Source organism: Paenibacillus selenitireducens, from assembly GCF_002021565.1.
Taxonomy (GTDB): Bacteria; Bacillota; Bacilli; order Paenibacillales; family Paenibacillaceae; genus Paenibacillus_K; species Paenibacillus_K selenitireducens.
In genome coordinates, this window is record NZ_MSZX01000006.1 from 11279 (window position 1) to 34276 (window position 22998).

A 22998-nucleotide genomic window follows, 5' to 3' on the forward strand; every position below is an offset into this window, starting at 1 on the left:
GTCACACCACCCTATCCAAAACCACATATTGTTGTCCGCCCTGCACGCGTAGCAGCAAAACGATATCGCCCCTTTGCAAACCACGCCGAATTTCGTATTCTTTTCCTTCAATTTCTACTTTTAATTCCTGTGTGCTTTCTGCTACTACCAAAAATTCCTCGGTTAGTGATAGACGTTGATCCACATTTATTTCAATCGGACTAGTATTAATCACAGTGCCAAACACGACATTTACGGGACTGGCAGCATACACGGCATCGCTTGCGGCTTTCTTTATGAGTTCAAGTAAATTCATATCACTTTCAACTCCAGCTGCATCATATGTTCGGCCCCGTCAAAGGAATGCGAGCAAGCGTCCACAAGAAAAGGCTGGTTTATGCCGTACTCACTTATGAGTATGCGGACATAACTTCCAGCCCTGATCCTGATATCTCCGATCGCTTCTATTTTCATTTCCTTTGTCTCTCGATTCTTTATTATTGCCAACGCATCCAAGTACTTATTAATTTGAGCAGCATTCATGTTTTCATCGACGCTCTCGTAAAGCTGCAACACGCCCCATTTCTTTATGTTGGCGCTGTCCTTCGCGACATACTTTTCTCGTTTCTTCGTTTTTTCGTTGTCCTTGTACAATACGATCTGATTGTAAGTGTCAGAATCGATAGATGTTTTAACGTTAAAATCTGTCAACAAACTGCCTTCACCAATATATATATCAACCAGCAAATCCTTAACGTTCTTTAGCGCCAAACTGCCAAAGTCGTCATAAAAAACATAGTTGCTGCCGGTGTTAATAATCGTCAAGTCAAGCGCTTTATAGATTATATCCAATAGCTTTTTGTTGTCTTCAAGCATAGTAATTTTATGCTTGGTATCCACGATTGAGCCGGTTTTAAGCTTAAAATCACTTGCAATACGCTTAATCACTTCCGACGCTGTAGCACCGGTAAACTTGTACGTGTCATTAGCTTGCAGGTAACGGATTTGGTCGTAAGCTTTGATTTTTACGTCCTCGTCCTTGCCACCATCGATAGAAAAGATGTATCCGTAAAAAACCTTTTCGCCATCTTTCTTGACACTTATAACATCGCCGTTTTGGTAAGTAAATGCTGTCGCTTGGTAGATCGCATTTTTAATAAGGGTAAAATCCAAACTACCGGCTCCGCTGAACCTTGATGTCTTCCATGTGATTCCGGAAACGATCTCGGATATGTTCCACACGTTCCCGTTTTTGTTATCCAATATCACTTCAATACTCATTTTTTCGCCACCGCCTTAGCATCAGGAATCTTCAGCACTCGTCCAATCTTGAGTTTTTTCACGTCGGCATCGGACATGTTGTTTAGCTTTTGGATCTCTTTCCAACGGCTGGCGTCACCTAATGTTCTCTTGGCTATTGCGGACAAGGTATCACCTTTTTTTACTGTGTATGTCTTAGGTGGTACCTTTTCGTTAGGCCGAGTGTTTTGGGTTTTGGTAGTACTCTTTGCCTCGGTCTTACCAGTTGCATCTGCTTTCGTTACTTTAACCTGCTTGGCGGCGTAAAAGATGTATTTTTTGAGTTTGATTGAATACTCTATATCCTGTGTCCCGGCCACTTCTTTCCATTCAAACGACTCAATACTTGCAGGCGTGTTGATATCGTACAAATCACTTTTGACGATAAATCGGATGGGACGCCTTGTTCTCTTCCAGCGATTTAGGTATTCGACGTACACACCCGGGGACAGTAGATCTTCTGTATGAACAAACGGGTAAAGGTGACCCGGAAAGATGCTGCTAAACTCATATTCAGTTAATTTCGCATCCTTGATGACATTGATCTCCCCAAGCCCCACAACATTATAGTCTTTGCCATTGCTACCCTCATTAACGCTTATAGAGGGTGGCATAACTGGCAAATCAATAACCTCTTCTTTATTGTTGTAACTCAGTTGTATGCCGTAACTCATGTTCCATACACCCCCTGAGCGGATGTAACAATTTGTTCTTGTAGTTCCTTAGTAATATGAGCAATGAACGATTTTTCGTCCGCACCATTTTTGATATCAACCTTACCAACGCTTACCGTAGGAGTAAGGCTCACAAAGTTTTGGATATTCTTCATCTCCGCAAGTTCTCTCATCACCTTCAGGTCTTCCGAAGCAACATCAACCTTGCCTTCGACCTTTTTAACCTTGCCAACCTCATCAATCCCCTTGAGTCGCTGCGTACCATCACCCCAACCACCGGAACCCTTGATTTGGCTTTGACCTTCAAGTTTAGCAGTTGAATTTTTCTGTGCTTTCGCTGCAGCGTCACGCTCTTCCTGACGATTTTTCAACATGTTTTGGACTTCTAATTCGCGTACAGCAGATTTACGACTAGCTTCGTCCTTCATAGCTTTGAGCGATGCGTCTCCAGCTTGTTTTATTGCCTCTGCCTCTGTTGCTGCTTGTGCCGACCAGTTCACTTGCTGGATCGCATCCATCTGAATATAAGGTAGACTATTTAGCTTCTCTATCAACCAGTTAATCCCATCTATCACACCGTTAACTAGTGATTCCATCAGTTTAAGCGATTCTACTTTTGCCCACTGAAATGCGTTTACAATCCCATTTCCAACCCACGTAAAAAAGATCGGTACTTGATCAAAAAATCCAAAAATATTATTCCATGTACGCTCCCAGGCAGCAGCAAAGTTATCGTTTGTCTTCCAAAGATGTATTAGCCATGTAATCAAACCAATAATCGCAGAGATGATAAAAATGAATACATTTGCCTTCATTACAGCATTTAATCCTGCCCATGCCATTCGCAGTCCACCGACCGCCAAAGTCTGAGCGAATATAGCAAGCGTGCCAAACGTTGTAGCAGCAGTTTTCATACCTTCCGCGATTGCTTGCGCTTTAGTTGCTACTATCCAAGCTCCTAGTGCTGTAACAATCCCCCAAATTATTGGCTCGATTGTCGTCCAGTTATCTTGAACAAACGAAACGACATTACCAGCGCCAATAATGATGTCGTTGAAAATAGGTAGAATACGCCGCAACCCATTTGCAAGTGCATCTAACACAGTACTGAATACATCACCAACACCTTGTGAAGCAAGCCCGTCGTAAAAGTCAATCCAAATACTTTCTATCTCCGACAAGAACAGTTTTATCTTACCAGTAGTTGTGTTGTTCATGATCTCCGCCATTTTCGCAGCAGCGCCGTCCGATTGTTCCAGAGCTTGAGTAAACTTGACCAAAGCATCCGGTCCTTCTTTTATCACCGCAAGCCAAGCTGTAGCGGCCTCAGTACCAAATATACGTTGTGCTGCTGCCAGTTTGTCTCCGTCCGTCAAACGACCAAAGGCATTATATAAATCGTCAACAATGGTTACGACGTCCTTCATGTTACCCTTAGCATCTATAAAAGACACATTGAGTTGTTCCAGCGACATTTCAGCGCGTGCTTTAGGGTCGGCCATACGCAAAAAGCCTGCCCGCATAGATGTACCTGCTTGGCTGGCTTTAATACCAGAGTTAGCCATGATACCGATCATCGCTGACGTTTGCTCAATCGACGCTCCAAAGCTCTCCGCCACGGGCGCAACGTACTTCATCGTTTCACCCATCATCGATACGTTAGTATTACTTTTTGTGGCCGTGTATGCGAATACGTCAGCAACATGTGTCGCCTTTTCAGCGGACAACCTAAAACCGGTCATGGTATCAGATACAATGTCGGCAGTACGAGCAAGGTCTTCACCAGCTGCAGCAGCTAGGTCTAACAAGCCAGGCATACCAGCAATGATGCTCATTGCGTCCCAACCAGCCATACCAAGGTATTTCATCCCATCTGCAGCTTCTGACGCGCTGAATACGGTTGTTTCACCTAATCGCTTGGCTTCGTTCCGAAGCGCCATGAATTCTTCTGGCGTAGCACCTGTTATGGCGCGGACATTTGCCATGCTCTGTTCAAAGTTTTTGAACATCTCAAAGCCGCCGCCTAACATCCCTGTAATGGTTCGCAGCCCTGCATATGCAGCTACAAATCCCATTATTTTCTTGGTTAAGTCGTTGGCCGTAGATGATCCGTTTTTTAGTTGCTGATTAAACTCTTTTTGTTTTCGTGTGCTCTGTTCAATTGGGGCCGGCATGCCTTGTATTGCTGCTTCAGCTTGCCGAATGCTTCGTCTGGCAGCATCGATCTTTGTTGTATCAAATGTCTTTCCCATAGTAGAATGCATGTCATTCATAGATGACACTGTCATATTCATAGCACTTGTTACTGATTTAAGGACTGAAGTCATATTGTCATGTAAGGCCAAACTAGAAGCGATTGTCGCCATTGAACCACCCCCTTTCGGGTTTTAGGGCATGAAAAAAGCGCCCCGGTTGGGACGCTATAATTAATTTCCTATAATTGCACTGTTTGTTTTGGATTGTTAATGATAAGTGGTTTTAACTTGCTTGTTATCTTCTTAGCAACGAAAGGATCTGTGCCGGACTCAAACATAACAACAGCAAGTTCCCCAGCTGAATTTGTGTAATTAATGACCAGGTAATATGAATATGTCTTTTTCTCCTTGTTCATCGCTCTCGAACCAACCACAAGTCCGATCGGACCAAATAACAATCCACCGGCAATCCCCTTCGCTGCGCTGCTATGTACGATGTTCGCAATTTCCACATCTGTTTTAATTTCAGCCGCTCTTATTTGGGACACTCCGATATTAAAGTCGGTTCCGCCACCTTCAATTATCACTTTGTCCTCAGCAACTGACACCATGCAATGTGAGTTTTCTGCTAATGGCAGACCTTCCACATGTTTTAGTGGCACTGTTGCAAGTATTCCGAGTGATTCCATCCTTTCTTTTGCCTCAACACTTTTTTTAGATGGAACTCGGAGAAGAAAACCACAGATGATGAAGACAAGAAACATTATGATTCCGATAATCTTTCCTGTACGCATATCAGGCTGTGTCAATGTATATATGAAGAATACAAAAAAGAAAGCCGTCAACACAAAAGATACTGCTGCAAGTATATTACGTATTACCCTCATAAATTACATCCCCTTATAGCTGATATTCACTATCTATACTACCAAATATAGGAGATGTGGTCTATTTCTTTCTTGTTTTCTCAGCCTTCTTTTCTTCCTCGACTCTAATATCTATCATTGCATAAATAGCAGTTCTTTCGTGCTTTCCCAAAGCCATTAATTCATGAGGCATAATTTTAAGTTTATGGAGGGCGAAGTAAGCGTAATGCGTCTCAGCATCGCCCTCGTTCATTAGTTTTTTACTTCTTCAATCAAATCCTGTTCAGACTTATCGAAGCCGTTCAATGACTGTACACTCTGTAAAAGCACTGTGTATTCCCCAGGTAGTAGCATCTTTTTCAACAACGCTTCAGCACCCATGACACCGTAAGACTGCTGTAATTCTGCATTCTTCAGTTCAGGAAATACGACGCTGGTAGCAACCAACCGCGCTGTGTATTCTTCAAAGTCAATCTCTTGACTATACACACCGCCTTTACCCTTAATCTTTTTCATTGACGCCTTACGTAGAGCGGCGTTTTCTTCTTCTGTCATGCTTCTGATTTTCCAAGGGATTGGCTTCTCTTCTTTCCCCTTAAAACGTTGCGATACCACCAATTCCTCCACTACTTCAGTTGGTACGTTTTGTGCAAAAAATGCGCTCAAATTACTCATCTATATTTCCTCCTATCCCAATGTCGGGGCTTTAAATTGATCTTGCATCGTTACGCCTTCAAATGTAAAATCGATATCTTCTTCCAAAGCATCGCTGCCGGTATCAAGCATAGCGATAACAACACCATTCAAATTCACATCGTTTAGGATGATCGTCTGTTTTCCGATGCTTGATGTAGGATCTTCGTTAACAATTTGGATGTCAAAGTATGTGTCGATCCCCTTGTTGATATAATCAAGCATCATCTGACGGAACAATGATGTAACATAGTAGATCGTCATACTTCCACTACCGCTCCATCCGGTTGCTTTATGCTGTGTACCTCTGCGGCCTAGTGTCTTGATATCGGTCTTTTCCTTTTCTAATTTGGCTTCCAATTTTTTCACAAAAAACATCTCTTCGTTTCGTCCGTTGATAATTCCATATGCCCGTCCCTCTTGACCCGAGATGGTATCTTTGGCCTTCAAAAAACTCATATTACTTCACCCTCACTTTCGCATAGGTTTTCTCGATAGCATCTACCGGTTGAACTGCCAGTTCCGTATATACCGAATCCACCTCGTCTCCAGGCAGTACAACTACATCCGTCTGCGGATCAAAGTTTTTGATTGCTGCAATATTCTGCAGCGTGTTCAGGTATGTCGTACATTGCGCCCTGAAGATAGAGCGTCCATCATCATTGTTGTTTACTTTGCCGATGTAGGAGCGTTCAAAGATACGTTTAAGGTCGTTTCCGATGCTATCCAAGACACGAATAACACGGTTCTTAGCAAACTGCTTTCCCTTTTCCGGTGTGAATGATGTGAAGGTATTAATATCTTGCTCGACTACCGCCCGTCCATTGTTTGCAACAAAAACAAACTCGCCGTTGAGCAAAGCCGCTTCAATTTGCGAGTTTGTATATCGTTTGTCTACGTCCACGGCATCGTCGTAAGCTGTGTACGTCATGGATTCGTTAACGTTCGCCGCTGCCGTTGCAGCAGCTACCCATGCCGTTGCTTGTGCAGCGGTGAGTTTAGTTCCATCGGATAGGATAACACCATTCTTAACGCTTATCACACCTTCAAAATCGGCTGCTGGATAGTTTTCAAGGGCAATTTGAATCTTTACCCCTTCTTTATCTCGAAGTCGCTTCACGAACGATACATACACGGATTTCAGACTTGCATCTGTACTTGGTAGCGCCACAGTATTCCAGTCGTGTACTTCGATGGCCTCCAAATACGTTGTATGATCTTGATTCGTGGTTGTGCCATCGGCGCCCCCCGTGAGCGACGCGCCTGCAGTCACTTCTAATGCTCCGCTACCGCTAAATACCACAACGGCATTAGACTTCAAATCTTCTACCTTCTTGACTGACTGCAATTCTATTGCCTGCCCAGCAAAAACGGTTGTAACATCAAATTTCGTATCGTCATCAATGTTTTTTTGAACAATGATTTTGATATGGTCGCCTCTTACACCGCCATATTTGGCTGTTGCTGTCAGTGTACCGGCTGTGACCTTTGCGGCTGTGCCAGTATTTAAACGATAAAGCAAGAGTGTCTTAGCTCGTTTTAGAGCCTCTCGCACCAATATAAGTTGTGGAGACATTATGTCATATCCAAGCACATCGCTGACATTATCGCCCGCATTGATTGCAATGACTTGTTTAGACGGCCCCCAACTCAGCGGTAATGGCATAGTAACAATACCGCGCTCACCGACTGCCCCGTTGGGCTTGCTTTCCCCTACAAAATTGATATATACGCCTGGCCGTACTTTGTTTTGGGTAACCCATGTTCCTCCTGGCATTAGCGAACCTCCTTCTTTTCAAATTCCTGGATAAGCTTTTCCGCTTGTTCCAATGTACATTCCTGATCTCCACCCAAAAGTGCTCCTAATATATCCTTTTGGACGTTCGAAAAGCGCTGCGAGCCTAATACTTGTTCCTTGGTATATGTGGTCACTGCTGCTGGTTTGCTCATTTGATCACTCCTTTTTGTTCCAGTGTTTGCATTACCGGTTCATCTTCTTTTTGAGAAAGTACATGGAAATTAAAGTCCACAAAGAAATGCAGCACATCGTCTACAATCTCGTGATTCATGCCGGTCCCCTTGTACAGATCGCCGTTAATATCTACTATCCTGAGCGCGTCATAAAGCCGTTCAGCCATCTCATGACCTTCCCGGTTGTAATCATGACCATGAGGGAAAAAGTGGATATCAAAGGGATAAGAGCGTTTATAGCGCCTGTTCATTTCCTTGTCTTGTGCTGCGGTCAACAACTTCACAAATAAACATGGTGTTTCAAATCCTTCTGGTATCTTCTCGCCATAGACATCCATGTCCGGAAACAAAAGAGACAGTGCCAGGATGACACCGCCTCGAATGCTATTTGTTGTTACAACCCCCACGGCGTCACCCCTTCCTGCCATTCATGATCTGATTGAGTAATTCCATTTGCTTTTTCTCAATAAACTTGGGTAGATCGCGCTCAATCTCTTTCATGGATACCGTCATCATAAAACGGCCTTCAACCCATTTGGTCAAGCCTTCACCAGTGCGGTGCCCGTACTCAACGAACGATGCATAGTCCGTATTGTTGTATATCTCCACAACAAAGGAGTTGCCGCGGCGCTCGACCTTACCAACTGTCCAATTACGCCGTAGATCACCAGTCTCACCGACTTTAGTTCGTTTTTTTATTTTACGTTCAGCACGGTAGGCCATTTCCAATAAAAATTCACGGATCCAACGCTCAATAACTCGTTCATCTAGAGATTTTTTTATTGTCTTTGCAAAGTTTTCGAACTCGCCAAATTCAAACTTGCCCCAATTTGCCATGGTTATGCCTTATCTTTCCGCTGGATGCTTATTTCTTGGTGCGTTGGGTACGGGAACGGTTCTCCAGCAGCGTATGCCCGGATTACAGTGCCGCGAGTAACTTCTATTAAATCACCTTGCTTAATTTCGATATCTGGCGAGATGAACAATTTCGTTTCATATGCGATTTGATTCGTAGTCTCCGTTTGTCCGTTGGAAGCAAGAGCTTTCTGAGATAGCCGACAAGGAACATCCATAAGCTTTACAACCCAATCGAATTTCGTTTCACCGTTGACTTTCGTCTTCTCCCAACGCTTGATGGTGGCAAGGTCCTCATACATCTTTTCCATTTGCTTTCGATGCCGTGAGTAGTTCATACTACCACCTCATCCGACGATACCTGTTAAGATCAACACGATAGTTAAGTACAACCGCATCAATAGACGATTTCGAAACGTTTGTTAGCCCACCTGAGGCATTAGAAGGTGACGTCGATGTATCCCCAATCTTTATCGTTTCACCACGCCCTGCAGTATCAGCTACCTCATCAATATTTGGTTGATCGATACGTACTGCATCTATTGTCATTGATACCCAAACTAATTTGAGTCCTGGAGGCACGGTAGATACACTACAATAATGCATGATACGGTTGCCGATCTCTTCAATGTAGGTTTCCATTAAAGGTTGCAATTCATCATCTTTTAGCCCAAGGCGTAGTTTTATGATAGCCCAAATATCAGGAACATCCATTACTCGTCCTCCGCTCTAATAACACCATCTGCAATAAGCTCATCGCGGTCCTCTTCGTTGATTTCAGCCGATTCGCCAGCTCGATATCGTTTTCCACGATATTTAACATTCTCAATCCATTCAACAAGGTTTGCTTTGTCTTTTTTTGGCTTGACGGTCATAAGTCTTACCCCTTTCAAGGAAAGTAAAGGAGAGGATCACTCCCCTCCTACTAAACTAAGCAACTTTCGCAATAAAGATAGTGTCGATCGTTTCAAATGATGGCAGCACGATTTCCGATACGATAGTTTCGACGTTAACTGGATGCGGTTCCTTAATCGTTGTAATCGCCACGCCTGTATTTACGATAGATACTTGCGCTGCTGTGCTGCCAGCCATAAGATCAGATTCTTCAGGTGTTGTACCATAATAGGTATTTCCAAGTGTTCCATCCGGAATGAGTGTAAATACATCATCGGGATAGAACAGGCTCGTACTGCCGTCTTGAATGGCAAATTTCTTGTTATAAACAGCAACATTTACCCCAAGTTTCGTTTGCAGATACTGCTTCATCATTGCATCTGTCATAATGATGTTCTGTCCACCCAGTGGGTTCATATCCAACCGAATAGCTTTGTTCTGGAGAATATAGTTCCAAGTCTTACGCGTGCAGATTGCGTTTACTGGACGGGACCCAGTGTCATCTTCAACCGTATCCTGCCATGTCTTAATATCCCCTACGACATCCGCATCAGGGTTGCTCCACTTCGCATCAGCAGTCAACGTTTCTTTATGTGATGCCGCCATTTTGTAGTCGTAGTCGTAGTCAAGTCGGTTCGCAGTAATGCTGATCTTACCCGTGGATAAGAGTTGCATGATCATTCGTTCCGGAATCACTTGTGCACCGTTGACCAAATTTGTTACATCATCATAGATTGCATTGATAACAGGCATAATCAGTGCCTCGTTTTGGGATGCAGCAAGTTTGTTAAGTTCTTGACGATCCTTTTCACCAATTCGCATCGCTTCACGGAAGAATGGCATTTCTGTGTCTACCTTGCTGAATCCAATACGATCTCTCAGTGTTGCTTTTGTATCGAATTCAGATGGCATTAATGCAACCGGTAGTCCTCGGGATCCTTTGATCCAACTCAAATCTAGCCCTAGTTGTTTCTTTGATGGAAACAATGTAGCCCCCAAGTATGGGATCGTGTTTGATGGGTTAGCAAGGTAATAGGTTGCTACGTTTTTCGCGTTAACAAGATCAAAAATATTCATTTGTTATCATCCTTCCTTATTTCAAAAATGTGATTTGTTTCAATGTACCCGTTTCAGCAGCATCAGGCGCATTCGGGATTTTACCCATATCGATAAAGCCGTGAATCACCATTGCGCCCGGCGCAGGACCATACGTAACATCTGTATCATTTAATAGCACACCATCAGCATCTGATATATCCGCAGTTGTTTTAGCTTTCTTAGCTAGTTTGCTAGAGTCAATTAGAACGCCGCCGCCTAAAATGGTACCGGCTGGAACGATCTTCTTACCGTGTGCATTAGCTGTTACCCCAGCATCGTCTACTGTCACGGCTACCGCTACATAGTGATCAGGAAACTTCAAAATTTCTTTTTTATTGCTATATTTCGTTTCAACATATTTACTCATTTTCTATTCAGCCTCCATTACTCAAAATAAGATGCACGAGCTTTATCCAAGCCCTCATTACTCTTAGCGAAATCCGCTAGACGTTTACCAAAATCGCCTGTTTGCCCACTTCCCCCGCCGTTGTCACCTTTTCCTTCTACGGGTTTTGCTCCCTTGAACTGAAAACCCTTATCTTCCTGCTTTTCTGCAAACAAAAAAGCCTTACTCTCTCGCAAGGCTTTCACTTGATCGTCGAAGCCAGCTTTAATTGATCCAGCTTCGTCTATCTCAATTTTCGTTTTATCCAGGAGTGATAACACCAGGTCTGTATCATGCACATCATTACCTAACGCTAGTTTAAGCGCCGTACTCACACGTAGATCCTTCATATCGGTAGTGTACTTATCTGTAGCCGTTTTGTTATCGGCCTGAAGTGTCTCGATTTGGTTCTTAAGCTCCTCGTTTCCTTCGGCGGCCTTTTTTAAATCAACTAACTGTTTATCTCGGTCCGACAAGTCGCCTTCAAACTTCTTCTTAGCTTCATTCACCTCATCAAAACGAGCCTTAGGAACAAACCCTTTCAACTCATCTTGTGAAGCTGCTGCCGCTTTATCTGCTTGCTCGTCTGTCAGTCCTAGTGCAATAAATTGTTCCTTATTCACATTTAATTCCTCCATTCATCTTCGCTTTTTACCCGGTCGCGTCCGGTGATGTCTTGTTCTTTTACGTCCGCAATACCAAAAGGACGGCATGAAAAAAGCACTCACGTTTTTGATTACGTAAGTGCTTCTATTCTTTCTCGTATTCAGGGCAATCCTTTAATCGTTTCAGTACATAATCTGGTTTACATTTCGTGAACTTCTCACACTTAGCAGTTCGATCGGTCCTGAAACGACAATCATGACATTGTAACTGTTCAGGAGTCGCAACCACCTGAAGATCGCCTTTTTCCCACGTGAATCTTTCAGTTCTAAATGATTTACTCAAGTTCCAACACCTCCGCAACCAGTTTTAAAACCCCATTTACTTCTTTAACTTCAAGAATTTCAAACGATGTTCCTTTATCTAACAGGAATTCATATTCTGTATCCTTGAATTTGCTTATCGGATTAATAAATGCGCCTTTGGACTTAGCTGGTATGGTTAACTCTATCATGACTTTACCAGCAAAGTCTTCACTACTCTTTTCTAAGAAGCTCGTACTCATAAATGCAGAATCTTTAAATATGTGACCTTTTAATTGGTCCACAGGGACATCAAAAACATAATCCTTCAGTCCTCTATAAACCACTAAATCATTAGAAAGGTTGAACTTACTTAAACCAGTACTTATGCCTCGAATTACCTCAGCAAAATTAGTATGATGTTTCTTCCCTCTTAAATAATCATTTATATCGTCATACGCAGCGCCTGTATATGTCCGTATAGCTGTTTTTTCATCACCTGTTAATTTGTTGAGCCAAGAAGGTGTAACTTCTTCTTCCCAAGCTTTGACCTCGCTTTCAGTCGAAAAACGAAGAGGAGACTTCGATTCAATAATACCACTTTTTGGTTTATTTGGCGAATCGAGATATTCCTTCTTCCAATCTTCGTATTTCATGTCCCCGGGAACATAGATTGAATTGCCTTCTGCATCTACAGCGCTACGTTCACCGGCATCAATTTCATCATCAAAATAAGGAACAACTGTTGTTCGGCAGCGTGCATGGAATGGCGGGTAATTTACCCCTACTCCCATTTCGCTCAATCGATAAACCTTCCCATCTTGATTACGACATATCTTACTCGTTCTACCATCTAGTGTCGCAAGCACCTCATATCGCTTTACAATGCCACTAGATTTGTAGCTTGCTGCAGTGGCTTGCCCTGCGAAGAACGCCGTTTCTGTTTGGATGAGTCGCTGTGCATTGGATCGTGACACATTCATGCGTTCGGCTAAATCACGCGAAGCCCTTTTTACGTTATCTCCTCGTAAAAACGATCTAGACAATACCGTTTGAATCTCATTAATAAGCTTGCTACGGTTGCCCCATATCCTTTGACTGTAATTGGCCCCTATCCATTTCGTAGACAACATTTTTTCGAGTTTGTTAGATTCCACTTTGGCAAATGTCCCACCGATTCCTATACCTTTTTGTAGCTCGAACAACGTCCGATAGTAGGTATCGGTATATACATCGCCCAGAAGCCCTGACATGCCCTTATGTTGCTTTGCAAATAACATTTCGACATGATGATTCACTTGGACCTGCAACGCCTCTAATCGGCTTACGCGGGTTTTATAATAGACGTTGTTAAGGATCTGAGTGTACCGACCATCTGCATTATCTTTTGAGAGGGCTGTGAACTCTTCCAAGGACATTTTAAACTCTTTAAGCTCGTTTGCATTTAGTATCTTACGTGCTGCCTTAATATCAACCTCGTTATTAACTGCAAATCGCTCATAAAAGGTTTCAATATCCTTACTCATCAAGCGTATTGAGCGGTTATATTCTCGATCTAATCGCTCTTGGTAACTATCTGCCTTCCGAAATTGCCTCGCCCCAATACCTTCGCTACGTTTTGCCCAATATTCGGGTGACTTCATCGTTATTCACCCGCTGGCGGAACTGTAAACCCCGGATAATCTGCATTAGCCATCCTTTTTGTTTCTTCCTCACGTTGCTTGCTCAAACGGTTCATTTCCTCTTTGGCATCTGTTACCCATGGATGGTTAGCGACAATGGTTTCATCAGAAATAACACCTTTACTTTTATCAGCATTATCTACTGCTTCTGTCTCGTTGATCACAATATCTCGGTTAAAAATGAAATCAACAGAATCATTTGAATAATCACCTGATCCTGTATTAGCAATGTGAACATCAAGAAACCAGCGCAACTGTTCTAGTGCCGCTTGGAACTCTGTTTCTATTATGTTTGCATCCATATCCAAATCGGCATATAGGAACCTTAGTGCAACCCCGCTCTTATCGCCGCCTAACTTATCAGACTGAGTATCCACACCGCGGCCGAACTCGTAAATGTCCTTACGATTCATGCTCATATGCGTTTTAAAGGCTTCGGTATCTATCGTCAAACTAATCGTATCAACACCAGAGTTGCTATCCGTATCATCAATCTTAACAATGCGGAAAGTTGATAGGTTTTTTCTGATTTCTCCTGCTTCTGATCCACCAAAACCTTTGACAACGTATATACTGTTTGGTAAGTCCTCTAGGTTATTGGCGTTATCAGACTTTTTATTATCGTAGTCATCCACCAGTGACTTGATAATCTCAACTAAAGGTTGTTCCTCTTCGTTATATTTGAAAGCTATGAATGGTACTCGATCCCAATTTAATCCTTGTTCTTTTCCATTTACATTAACACCGAAATGAGACCCTTCGTCCCCTGCCTCAATATCAGGTGTTAACCCTCCTTGAGTTGTATACCGACGTACACCATTCGTATCCCACCATTCGACCTTATTAACGATTGTCCGTCGTATGCCTTCATAAACCTCAACTTCATACATCCGGATTACGGCGTCTAACTCGGAATGAGCTTCATCTTTCCACAGTGGAATGATTTGTTCGGACGGTATTCTCTTAAACGACAGTTGTCCGTTTGTATCATAGTAAACGTGTAACCAAGCAATCCCTTTATTAATGCTTTCTTTACCAATGTTCTGAAGCATTCGAAGCATCGACTTATCAAAAAACGCAGTAAGTTCAGCTTGATAGGTTGGATTATCTGTCTGTATACTCAATGGCTTGGAAAGTAGATAACCAACCTTCTGATCGACTAGTTTACGCACAAAAGCATTAACTAATTTGTTATTAGCAAGATTGCCTACAATCTCTTTGACGCCATTTTCTCCGATAGCTGTTCGTTCTCGATCCATGATGTCTGTTCGATTTCGATAGTACCGCGCTCCGACAAGCATCAATTTCCGTTTTTCAGACGTCTTCCACTCACTTATTTCTGTTTGGATGATTTGTTCCAAATTCATCGCTGAAGCAGCGCCATTTTGCAATATTCTGCTAATCTCCTGCATTTCCGGGCTCAATTTGTATCCTCCTTTCTATTCATAGGTGACATTACCTTTCAAATCAGACACTTCGTAATCGTCTAAGGCATACCAAATAGCCGAGAATGTATGGGGATCGATACTGAATTCATCTTCAATAATCTCTCCGTCCTTATTCACGGCGTATGTTAGGTCCTTTAATTCCCCGATAACGTTCGGACAATTGCTGGAACATATGATTTTCTTGAATCGTTTTATTTTCTTCGTATACTGTGAGCGTGATCCTGGGAACTTCTTAGCAGCCCGCATTCTGAATCCCATCTGCTTATAATACTGAATCGTCTTAGGTTCCGCGCTATCGGCGCGTATCTGCTCACCAGAGTTTTTAAATTCGATGATCTCAATGGCTGTCCTGTCGTCCGTCATCTTGTTTTTGTAGTACTCCCAGTAGATATAAAGGATTTTCTCCTTATGGTCCACTGCAAGCCTTACAAGAGCGTTGTACGATTCCTCGAAGCCGAAGTCCATCCCCGCCCTTTTAATAGGCGACCGTATTTCCATGATGGCATCCATAACTTTTTCATGCGACCATTCTACAAACTGAGGAAGGACCACTTTACCATTAACACCAAATCGACCTTTACGGGCAATGCGGTATAGATCTGGATCGTGCACCTGCAGCTCCTCAAGCTGCTCAATATAGCTTTTGGGCAAGAATAAGTTATCATCAGCCGTTGAATGGTGATATAATGTGTTCTTTATGATCACAACGCGCTCGCGATACAATTCTTCATCATCCAGAATAAAGTTTTTCTTATACTTGAAGAAATACTTGTAGCACCAGTTCGATGTGCTGACTGGATTCGTGGATAGAATCATATGCAAGTCTAGTGTTGGATGCCGTAAACGGCCGATAAGCTCCTTGAATCCAACATACTTGACCTCAGAACATTCCTCGATCCATATGATAGACACGTTGTGAATTGATTTCAGCTTAGCCGGCTTATCCATACCTTTAAATATGATCTTGGATCCATTCGGAAAACGTATCTGCATTGGTGAAGTAACGAACTTTATGTGATCATCAAGTTCCATTTCAATACATATTTCCTCAAACAATGCAAAGCAAGAGTCTCGGATCGTGTCGTATACCTCACGGACAACGAGCGCTGTTCGCTTCTCTTCCAGCAGTTTAAGCACCAATTTTAAGGCGACATGATAACTTTTCGATGAACCATAACCACCAACCAGAAAGTAAAACTTATGGGTCCAATCGAATATAAAGTCCTCAAAGTGTGGGTTTACCTCTTTCTCGATCATGATGTATCACCCTTGCGCGTAATGCGGATCTCGATAGGATTATTTTTGTCACCTGCTACTTCTTTCTCTATCTTAGCAACATCGCCCTTAAGTTTACGTATTCTAAGCTGTTGTTCTTCGTCCTCATACCCTTGGCGACACATTTCCTCGTACTGCTTAATAAGAGAGCGTAATTCCCCCATTGCACGGCTCTGAGCCTGTAGGAAGGTTGCATGCTTGTCCCAAGCGTGCTGCACTTCCCATTTCTCGCCCCAAACGTTGCCGCCCTTCTCCTCGATCTTTGTCGTTGTGGTATCAGTTTGGTCTTTAACATACATAATCCGTTGCGCCCGAACGATGGCAGTATATTGAATCATGATGTTATCCCAAAGCATATCAAGAGGCGATCGTTGTTCAATATCTTGCATGATCAACACTGTTTCTTCGGGGAAGTATTTTTTAAAGAATCCATGAGTAACAGCGTTGGAATTGCCTTTAGGTGCAGCCCCGCCTTTGTTGCCGACTGCATTTTTATTGCCCGACGGTGCGCCTGTCTTCTTTGTGTGCACACCTTTATCTGTGTATGCACCCTTTTTTCGCTCCCAGCCATGGCGCTGCTTCCAGCTCTTGACGGTGTTGAGCGAGACGCCGTACTTATCGGCGATCTCCTTGTATTTCATGCCCCGTTGATAATCGGCCTCTGCTTTTTTATACATCTTTCATGCTCACCACCTCCGGCGTTATGTTTGTTTTGCAGAAAAAGAAAAAGCACCCCGAAGGATGCTTTTTTATTTTAAGCAAACATAGATAATACTTTATCCTGAAAATTTTCTTGATTCTCTTTAATCTTTTTAATCTCAATACTTATTTTTACCTTAACTCTTATTTCATTCCCTGTCTCATTCTTTATATGGTTTAATAACCTAATATTAAAATCTAAGTTTTCTTTAAATCTTCTTACAGAGTTATAAATAACTCGGAGTAATATTGTGTTATTCGAACTTATTTTCCTCTTTAGCATGCTCTTTTGTTCCTCAGATAATTCACTATCCTTGTTTATTTTACTGATATAATCAGTTCTGTGCTTCACAAGTTCACGATATGCAATAACAGGGAAAACTAATGTGAGAAGGACTACATTGCTGAACCTTATGAAGTAAAACTTAACTCCAACATCAGAATAGTAAAGAATCCTGAAAATAACTCCAAGAAGAGAGAACAACAAAAACACTACTGCTAAAATTACAAAATGTGTGTTTGTCAACATATTGATCGCCTCCTAAGTTGGTACATTTACAGGTTCTTTTTCGCTAATCCCTCTTAGTCCTCGATTTAGTACTTCAAAACCAAGAACAGCACAAATCACGATCCAACTAATTAAAACATAAACATTGGCATTAAATGGAATAATTAACTGGGTTAAAAAGTTTTGAGTATTCCCAGTAATAAAATATCCGCTAGCATTATGCTTCAGCACTAACAGTCCTAAAACTCCTGCCCCGTCAATTATTGAGAAAATTGCTGAAAAAGCTAATCCTACGACCGAAGTTATTTTTTCCAACCCTTTACTATAATACGCAACACAGGCGTAGTCAATAACTAACATCAGAAAAAATACTGTTCTTGATGCAAAAAAGATTTTGATTTCAGTATCAGTAGTTGGTTGAAAATTCAGCATTACAAAATTCATAAAGATTAAAACTGCTCGAAAAACAGTCAAGCCGAAAGACATTCTAATCTCACCTTTAACGTTTGTGTCTTTATACTATACATTATTTTCTAATTTCACACAACGTAGGACTAAAGAATTATTTAATATCTATATTTCTTCTGACACTATCATAATATCACGGAAAAAATGGCTTGTGTTCCTGTCTTTGTTCGTGTTTAGTACGGAATTTGTACGGAAAAATTATCACTGCGCTAGAAGCACGTATTCTGCTTGCGCTTTTCGCTTGAGATCGTAAAATGTAGTTTTGGAAACTCCTAGTCCATCCAATGCCTCCTGGACTGATTTATCTTCGAGATAGACGAATCTTAACAACCGAACGTAATCAGGTTTATACGTTTCCAACGCCTCAATCACTGTATCAATCCGTTTCACTTCGGCCTGCAAATCCTGGAACTCCGCCAATCTCTCAAGCACTGCATCAAGGTCATTCATCTCCCAGCCTCGGGCCGCAATTACCTTCTCGATCTTCTGCTTGATTTCTCGAAGCAGCTTGCTATCCTCTCCATCAGTTCCTTGTGTCGGAATCTCTGCAAGCTGCGATTTTACTCCTGAAGGATACCGCTGCAAGTATGCATGTGCCGTTGTCTCCAGCTTTTGCTCACGCTTGCTCAGATACATGTATGATGGCACACAGCGCAATTTGCGATGCAGTTCCTGCAGCTGATCGTCCCCGTTCAATCGGGAGACTGTTATACCTGATCCGATATCATAGGTCGAAAGCACACGGATCCGCGCTAGCTTCTGCCGATACTGACTCAACTGTTCAATTACATGGTGTTCATCCATCTAGTTTCACCTCACATTTATTCTTAGTAAAATACGCTAATCTATAGCGCTTATGGCATTTGATACAAACCTTAAATCGCAAATTATATGGTCTTCGTTTTTTACTCAACTTTCATCCTCCGTTCTAGCGCTTACCGAAATCATTGCCGGAATAAGCAAAGCCCATAACGGCGCTAGACTTCCTGTAACAACGATCCCTGCTGTAATTGCTGTTGAACACGAAATCCATATGAAAGCATAAGCTGTCGTCATTTTCATAATTTTCACCTCACTCACGTATGCCTTTCCAGTTCATGCTGTTTGCCTACTTTCGTAAACTTCTTCGAGCCATTCGACCATCATAGCCATTTGCTTCACTACCAACCGGTTGTCCTGATATTTCAGGCATAATGCCCCGGACGACTCAGCCACCCACTGCCAAAACTCTGAATTACTCATCCCAAATCTAGCAGCAGCTTGATTTGCCTGGTTGATCCAATCGACAACGTCCTCGTAAAACACTTTGTAATCCATAGGCTACACCTCTTCGATCTTGATATAGATTCCAGGAAGCGTTGCCCAAAACTTCTCTACGATCTCGGATACAACGAGGGCATCGTCTTTCCAGTATCCACAATCCGTCATGCAGTCTTTTAGCAGCTTCTGCAAATTGTCTGTATCGGGCTTAGTATGCTTGTACTGTCCGTCCTCGCGTCCCTTAACCAGCGGAAAACACCACTTTACGATCAAGCGAACAGGACCTGTGTATTTCACTTTCGGTACATTCTGCCCGAGGTAAGCCATTAGTTTTGCCCTGGCTGTCTTAAGCTCATCAGGCTCATAAAACACTGGCTTGTTATTTATGACGGTGACTTGTTTTTGCTGAGCTGTCACAGTCGGAACCTTTTTCATCGGCATGAAGAATTCCGTCATCATTCTATCACTTCCATTTTTCTCCCATATTTTTGCGGCGGGCTTTCAAATAAATGTAGGGGAGGGGGAGGGGCGCTTGCGTCACGCCACTCCCTATCCTTATATATTTATATATAGGGTCCCCGCCACCCGGCGGCGTCCACCATAACGTACCCAATCCCCGCCGTATATCCGCCGTTCGGCATGAAACATAAAAAACGTATATCCGCCGTTCGGCGACGACCATAAATTCATGTTATCCGCCGCCGCGCGGCATGTTTTTATTGCGGCGGATTTTCATGGTCGTCGCTGTCCTTTTTAACAACAACATTGCCGTTATTTCTATCTATGACGTATCCGTACTTAGCAATCCAATCTCTTATTGTTCGTTCAGCTACCGTTTTTCCAGTTGTTGAGTACCATTCTGATAGATCTTTCACTGTCGGCGACTCGCCCATGTTACAGTTGTTCACAGCGTCCTCGAACTCCTCGGCCTTGCTCCTACGCTGTTCCTTTGCCTTGTCCTTCCTCTTACCAGCAGCCTTTTGCCAAGGATGCTGTGCATCACCTTCTGGATTGATATCCTTCAAGCTGCCCACATCATCCACCTTATGAACCGGATACTGGAACCACATGTTCACTGGCGCGAACTTCGCATACTCTCGTAGCGTGCCTTCTACGCGCCAAGCAGATCGACCACGAACACTCTTCACAGCTCTCTTTATTTCCTCCTGGGCTGCAGATTGTTCTGTGTTGTAGATGGCGCGGCGTGAATGTTCCTCCATCGCCTTCGCACTAAGCTCATCATCTTGGGAGACGGAATTTTCCAAGTATTGCGGGTTATACTGTTGAAAATATCGCTTGTATATTGCGCAAATTGCTTTATTCTCCTCCTGCTTAAACAGGTCCTCCGTCACATCTAGTTCTACAAGGTCAATCAGCGCGTCCGGATCCCTGGCAAATACGCCGCTGCCACTGGCCCGGTCCATTGACTTCTTGCCGCCTTGGGACCCCTTTGAATGATGGTGACAGTAAATTACGCCTGCACCAAGTTCCGTAGCGATCTTGTCAAACTGATTTGTAAAGTGTGCCATCTGGTCGGCGCTGTTCTCGTCACCCGTCAGAACTTTATAAATAGGGTCAATGATGACGGCAATATAATTCTTCTTGGCTGCTCGCCGGATCAGTTTCGGCGCCAGCTTATCCATCGGTACCGATTTGCCCCGCAGGTTCCATATTTCTATGTTATCGATGTTCCGCGGTGGCAGCCCAAGCGCCTGATATACATCCTTAAAACGATGTAAGCAGCTCGCCCGGTCCAGCTCAAGATTCACGTATAATACCTTACCTTGTGTACACGCCCATCCCAGCCAATTAGCACCTTCTCCAATAGCAATAGATAACTCAATCAATGCGAAAGACTTACCAGCCTTTGACGGCCCTGCAATTAGCATTTTATGACCCTGTCGTAATACACCTTCAATTAATGGCGGCGCCAGTTTCGGCATATTGTCCCAAAAGTCCGTTAGTTTCTCCGGATCCGGAAGATCGTCATTAATGTCCTCGATCCAATTCTGCCATTCTTCCCAACTGCCTTTTCCGATCTTGGTATCAACAATGAATTGCTTCTTACCTTTCCGTTCCACTCCTGGCATTCGGGACAATCTGGACGGGTTCCTGTTCTGACTATCAACATTTATTCCATTCTTCCGGCAGACTTCATATAGATAATCCACCCGTTTACGGTACTCGTCATAGTTGGCTGCATCGACCCGGACAATTGCATGCAGGCTCTTTCCACCGCTGTATACCATGACAGCGATCGGCAGCTCAAGTTCCCGCATGATGGCGTTCTGTTTCTCAATGTCCATCGTGTCGGACTCGACCAGCGCATAGCGGAATTCAGACACGTTCTCATTCTTCACGCCACGGCCGTCCAACGGATTAAACCGGATCCACGCGCCTGCTTCCGGGTTGTAATCACCCAGTACAGATCCGATATCGCCATCGCATTGATTGAGCAGCTGGATCAACTCGCCTGCCGTCCGGTCCCATGCGCCCCTTGTGGGCAGATACTTGCCATCATCATTCTGCCAAGTGTCTGTAACGAACCCGACATTCTCCGATGCTTCGAACAGCGTTTCTAGGTACGTGGTCAGCTGCTGCACTGGATTCCAGTCTTTAGGCTCGTGGATCTCTTTTCCCTCAACCCAGTTCTTATCAACGACCACGTAATCTCCGGAAATCTCGTCTTCCCAGCCCAGCTCATGGTCATCGCGACCGGAACGCGGCATCCAGCCATTGTCCTTCGCCATCTGCGTAATTGTTGCACCAGTGACTGGGTTACCTGTTCCCTCGAACGATGTCCATTTCTTGAAGCACTCGCCAGGATGATATCTCCCCATATCACGCTTACTCCAATCGTCCCAATCGCTGGCCGTGTAACCTTCATATTTCAATGCCATACCTACGTTGACCCATTCTTGATAACTCAAGTAGGCCGGGTCAACGTAGGTGAGCAGCGCAATTAGATCCAACTTATGTTCCATACTCTAGCCTACTTTCTCTCCCTATTGTTTGGTCACGTCCTTAAATATCCATTACAAGCTGGCCCATTTGTGCCGCAGCTACTGGATTGATCCAAAGGACTTCGGTCCGGATTCTCCCCATTTCCGCAGTTGCCGACTTGGTTTCTCGTGTCCAGTGCTTAAGCCGCTCATCATACAAATCGTGAGCATATCCAGATAACAATACCGGACCGGAATGAGCATCTAAGATATTCAATAACTCAATATGGTCCTCATTCTTCATCTCATACTTGTACAATCGTTTACTTCGTGTTGACAGGATGTACGGCGGATCAGCATAGATTAGTACGTCTTTGTTGTTATATCGCTTGATCAGATCGACGGCCACCTGCTGCTCGATCTGCACGCCACGCAATCTATCTGTAACCATGCTTATTCGCTCCGGCACTCTGGACCATTGAATTGGCATATTGCTGTTGGGGCATTTATTCGCATCGATATTGTGTTTCCATCCGGTCCGATCACTTGTTTTTCCACCACGCGCCATCCAGCACCGAACAAGAAACCTTCTTGCTCTTTCTAATTCGTCTCCTTCAGGATCCTGTTCATAAGAAGCGTAATATTCTCCCCTCGAATAAGGTGTCAACTCAACCAAACGAATCAACTCATCTGCACGATCACGAATCACCTTGAACAGATTAACCACGTCGCCGTCCATGTCATTTACCGTTTCTATCTTAGATGCTGGCTTATTAAAGAACACCGCACCAGATCCAAAGAACGGTTCAAGATACGTCCCATGTTGCGGCATATGATTTATGATCCATTCCGCCAAGTTCCACTTACTGCCGGGATAATGTAGAATGCGCGGTACAGTCATA

At 43.4% G+C, this 22998-nt stretch carries 31 protein-coding genes; all 31 read right to left on the bottom strand.

The window, feature by feature from the left end; translation table 11 throughout:
• Position 1: 1 nt before the first annotated feature.
• The 31 genes from BVG16_RS15675 to BVG16_RS15805 all read right to left on the bottom strand — a co-directional run bounded on the left by BVG16_RS15675 (position 2) and on the right by BVG16_RS15805 (position 22997).
• Entirely contained in the window at positions 2–295 is a 294-nt protein-coding gene (locus BVG16_RS15675; RefSeq protein WP_078499631.1) for a DUF2577 domain-containing protein, read from the bottom strand.
• A complete protein-coding gene (locus BVG16_RS15680) occupies positions 292–1260 on the bottom strand; it encodes an XkdQ/YqbQ family protein (protein WP_078499632.1) in 969 nt (322 codons plus the stop codon). The genes BVG16_RS15675 and BVG16_RS15680 overlap by 4 nt, the downstream gene beginning before the upstream one ends.
• Positions 1257–1952, bottom strand: a complete 696-nt coding sequence (locus BVG16_RS15685) for a LysM peptidoglycan-binding domain-containing protein (RefSeq protein ID WP_078499633.1) — start codon at positions 1950–1952, stop codon at positions 1257–1259. Before BVG16_RS15685 ends, BVG16_RS15680 begins: the two co-directional genes overlap by 4 nt.
• The gene (locus BVG16_RS15690) at positions 1949–4318 is read right to left on the bottom strand and encodes a phage tail tape measure protein (protein WP_078499634.1); all 2370 of its coding nucleotides are present in this window, start codon (positions 4316–4318) and stop codon (positions 1949–1951) included. The genes BVG16_RS15685 and BVG16_RS15690 overlap by 4 nt, the downstream gene beginning before the upstream one ends.
• A 68-nt stretch (positions 4319–4386) precedes the next feature.
• Positions 4387–5034 (bottom strand): hypothetical protein, encoded by a 648-nt coding sequence (locus tag BVG16_RS15695; RefSeq protein ID WP_078499635.1) that lies wholly within the window; start codon positions 5032–5034, stop codon positions 4387–4389.
• 61 nt (positions 5035–5095) lie between these two features.
• A complete protein-coding gene (locus BVG16_RS33145) occupies positions 5096–5266 on the bottom strand; it encodes a hypothetical protein (protein WP_198957483.1) in 171 nt (56 codons plus the stop codon).
• Positions 5266–5688: a phage tail assembly chaperone gene (locus BVG16_RS15700; protein WP_078499636.1), complete on the bottom strand. Its 423-nt coding sequence runs from the start codon at positions 5686–5688 to the stop codon at positions 5266–5268. The genes BVG16_RS33145 and BVG16_RS15700 overlap by 1 nt, the downstream gene beginning before the upstream one ends.
• A 12-nt stretch (positions 5689–5700) precedes the next feature.
• On the bottom strand, positions 5701–6165 hold the full coding sequence (locus BVG16_RS15705) for a phage tail tube protein (protein ID WP_078499637.1): 465 nt from the start codon (positions 6163–6165) through the stop codon (positions 5701–5703).
• Between the two features lies 1 nt (position 6166).
• Positions 6167–7483 carry a phage tail sheath family protein gene (locus tag BVG16_RS15710; protein ID WP_078499638.1) on the bottom strand — a complete coding sequence of 439 codons (1317 nt, stop codon included), beginning with the start codon at positions 7481–7483 and terminating at the stop codon, positions 6167–6169.
• Positions 7483–7656, bottom strand: coding sequence for a hypothetical protein (locus BVG16_RS32835; RefSeq protein WP_158081707.1), 174 nt, complete (start codon positions 7654–7656; stop codon positions 7483–7485). The genes BVG16_RS15710 and BVG16_RS32835 overlap by 1 nt, the downstream gene beginning before the upstream one ends.
• A complete protein-coding gene (locus BVG16_RS15715; protein WP_233147054.1) occupies positions 7653–8084 on the bottom strand; it encodes a phage tail terminator family protein in 432 nt (143 codons plus the stop codon). The genes BVG16_RS32835 and BVG16_RS15715 overlap by 4 nt, the downstream gene beginning before the upstream one ends.
• Before the next feature lie 4 nt (positions 8085–8088).
• A complete protein-coding gene (locus BVG16_RS15720) occupies positions 8089–8514 on the bottom strand; it encodes an HK97 gp10 family phage protein (RefSeq protein ID WP_078499640.1) in 426 nt (141 codons plus the stop codon).
• A gap of 2 nt (positions 8515–8516) precedes the next feature.
• The gene (locus tag BVG16_RS15725) at positions 8517–8870 is read right to left on the bottom strand and encodes an ABC transporter ATP-binding protein (RefSeq protein ID WP_078499641.1); all 354 of its coding nucleotides are present in this window, start codon (positions 8868–8870) and stop codon (positions 8517–8519) included.
• Between the two features lies 1 nt (position 8871).
• On the bottom strand, positions 8872–9246 hold the full coding sequence (locus BVG16_RS15730; RefSeq protein WP_078499642.1) for a DNA-packaging protein: 375 nt from the start codon (positions 9244–9246) through the stop codon (positions 8872–8874).
• Positions 9246–9407, bottom strand: a complete 162-nt coding sequence (locus BVG16_RS32840; protein ID WP_158081708.1) for a DUF7210 family protein — start codon at positions 9405–9407, stop codon at positions 9246–9248. The genes BVG16_RS15730 and BVG16_RS32840 overlap by 1 nt, the downstream gene beginning before the upstream one ends.
• Positions 9408–9462: 55 nt before the next feature.
• Positions 9463–10503 carry a major capsid protein gene (locus BVG16_RS15735; RefSeq protein ID WP_078499643.1) on the bottom strand — a complete coding sequence of 347 codons (1041 nt, stop codon included), beginning with the start codon at positions 10501–10503 and terminating at the stop codon, positions 9463–9465.
• Between the two features lie 16 nt (positions 10504–10519).
• A complete protein-coding gene (locus tag BVG16_RS15740; RefSeq protein WP_078499644.1) occupies positions 10520–10891 on the bottom strand; it encodes a hypothetical protein in 372 nt (123 codons plus the stop codon).
• Between the two features lie 17 nt (positions 10892–10908).
• Positions 10909–11532 (bottom strand): phage scaffolding protein, encoded by a 624-nt coding sequence (locus tag BVG16_RS15745; RefSeq protein ID WP_078499645.1) that lies wholly within the window; start codon positions 11530–11532, stop codon positions 10909–10911.
• A gap of 317 nt (positions 11533–11849) precedes the next feature.
• Complete coding sequence (locus BVG16_RS15755; RefSeq protein WP_078499647.1) at positions 11850–13457, bottom strand: ADP-ribosyltransferase; 1608 nt, start codon at positions 13455–13457, stop codon at positions 11850–11852.
• Between the two features lie 2 nt (positions 13458–13459).
• Positions 13460–14920, bottom strand: a complete 1461-nt coding sequence (locus BVG16_RS15760; RefSeq protein WP_233147055.1) for a phage portal protein — start codon at positions 14918–14920, stop codon at positions 13460–13462.
• 15 nt (positions 14921–14935) lie between these two features.
• Positions 14936–16201, bottom strand: a complete 1266-nt coding sequence (locus BVG16_RS15765) for a PBSX family phage terminase large subunit (RefSeq protein ID WP_198957484.1) — start codon at positions 16199–16201, stop codon at positions 14936–14938.
• Positions 16198–16896, bottom strand: coding sequence for a phage terminase small subunit (terS, locus tag BVG16_RS15770; RefSeq protein WP_078499649.1), 699 nt, complete (start codon positions 16894–16896; stop codon positions 16198–16200). The genes BVG16_RS15765 and terS overlap by 4 nt, the downstream gene beginning before the upstream one ends.
• Positions 16897–16973: 77 nt before the next feature.
• A complete protein-coding gene (locus tag BVG16_RS15775) occupies positions 16974–17447 on the bottom strand; it encodes a hypothetical protein (protein WP_078499650.1) in 474 nt (157 codons plus the stop codon).
• Between the two features lie 12 nt (positions 17448–17459).
• Entirely contained in the window at positions 17460–17912 is a 453-nt protein-coding gene (locus tag BVG16_RS15780; protein ID WP_078499651.1) for a hypothetical protein, read from the bottom strand.
• 183 nt (positions 17913–18095) lie between these two features.
• Positions 18096–18698, bottom strand: a complete 603-nt coding sequence (locus tag BVG16_RS15785) for a DUF1492 domain-containing protein (RefSeq protein WP_078499652.1) — start codon at positions 18696–18698, stop codon at positions 18096–18098.
• A gap of 105 nt (positions 18699–18803) precedes the next feature.
• Positions 18804–18956: a hypothetical protein gene (locus tag BVG16_RS32845; protein WP_158081709.1), complete on the bottom strand. Its 153-nt coding sequence runs from the start codon at positions 18954–18956 to the stop codon at positions 18804–18806.
• A gap of 33 nt (positions 18957–18989) precedes the next feature.
• Positions 18990–19211: a hypothetical protein gene (locus BVG16_RS15790; RefSeq protein ID WP_078499653.1), complete on the bottom strand. Its 222-nt coding sequence runs from the start codon at positions 19209–19211 to the stop codon at positions 18990–18992.
• Positions 19212–19214: 3 nt separating this feature from the next.
• The gene (locus BVG16_RS15795) at positions 19215–19613 is read right to left on the bottom strand and encodes a RusA family crossover junction endodeoxyribonuclease (RefSeq protein ID WP_198957485.1); all 399 of its coding nucleotides are present in this window, start codon (positions 19611–19613) and stop codon (positions 19215–19217) included.
• A 96-nt stretch (positions 19614–19709) separates the two neighbouring features.
• Complete coding sequence (locus tag BVG16_RS33715) at positions 19710–19844, bottom strand: hypothetical protein (protein ID WP_269845601.1); 135 nt, start codon at positions 19842–19844, stop codon at positions 19710–19712.
• A 26-nt stretch (positions 19845–19870) separates the two neighbouring features.
• Positions 19871–22138: an AAA family ATPase gene (locus BVG16_RS15800; RefSeq protein ID WP_078499654.1), complete on the bottom strand. Its 2268-nt coding sequence runs from the start codon at positions 22136–22138 to the stop codon at positions 19871–19873.
• Positions 22139–22178: 40 nt separating this feature from the next.
• A complete protein-coding gene (locus BVG16_RS15805; RefSeq protein WP_078499655.1) occupies positions 22179–22997 on the bottom strand; it encodes a DNA adenine methylase in 819 nt (272 codons plus the stop codon).
• Position 22998 lies beyond the last annotated feature (1 nt).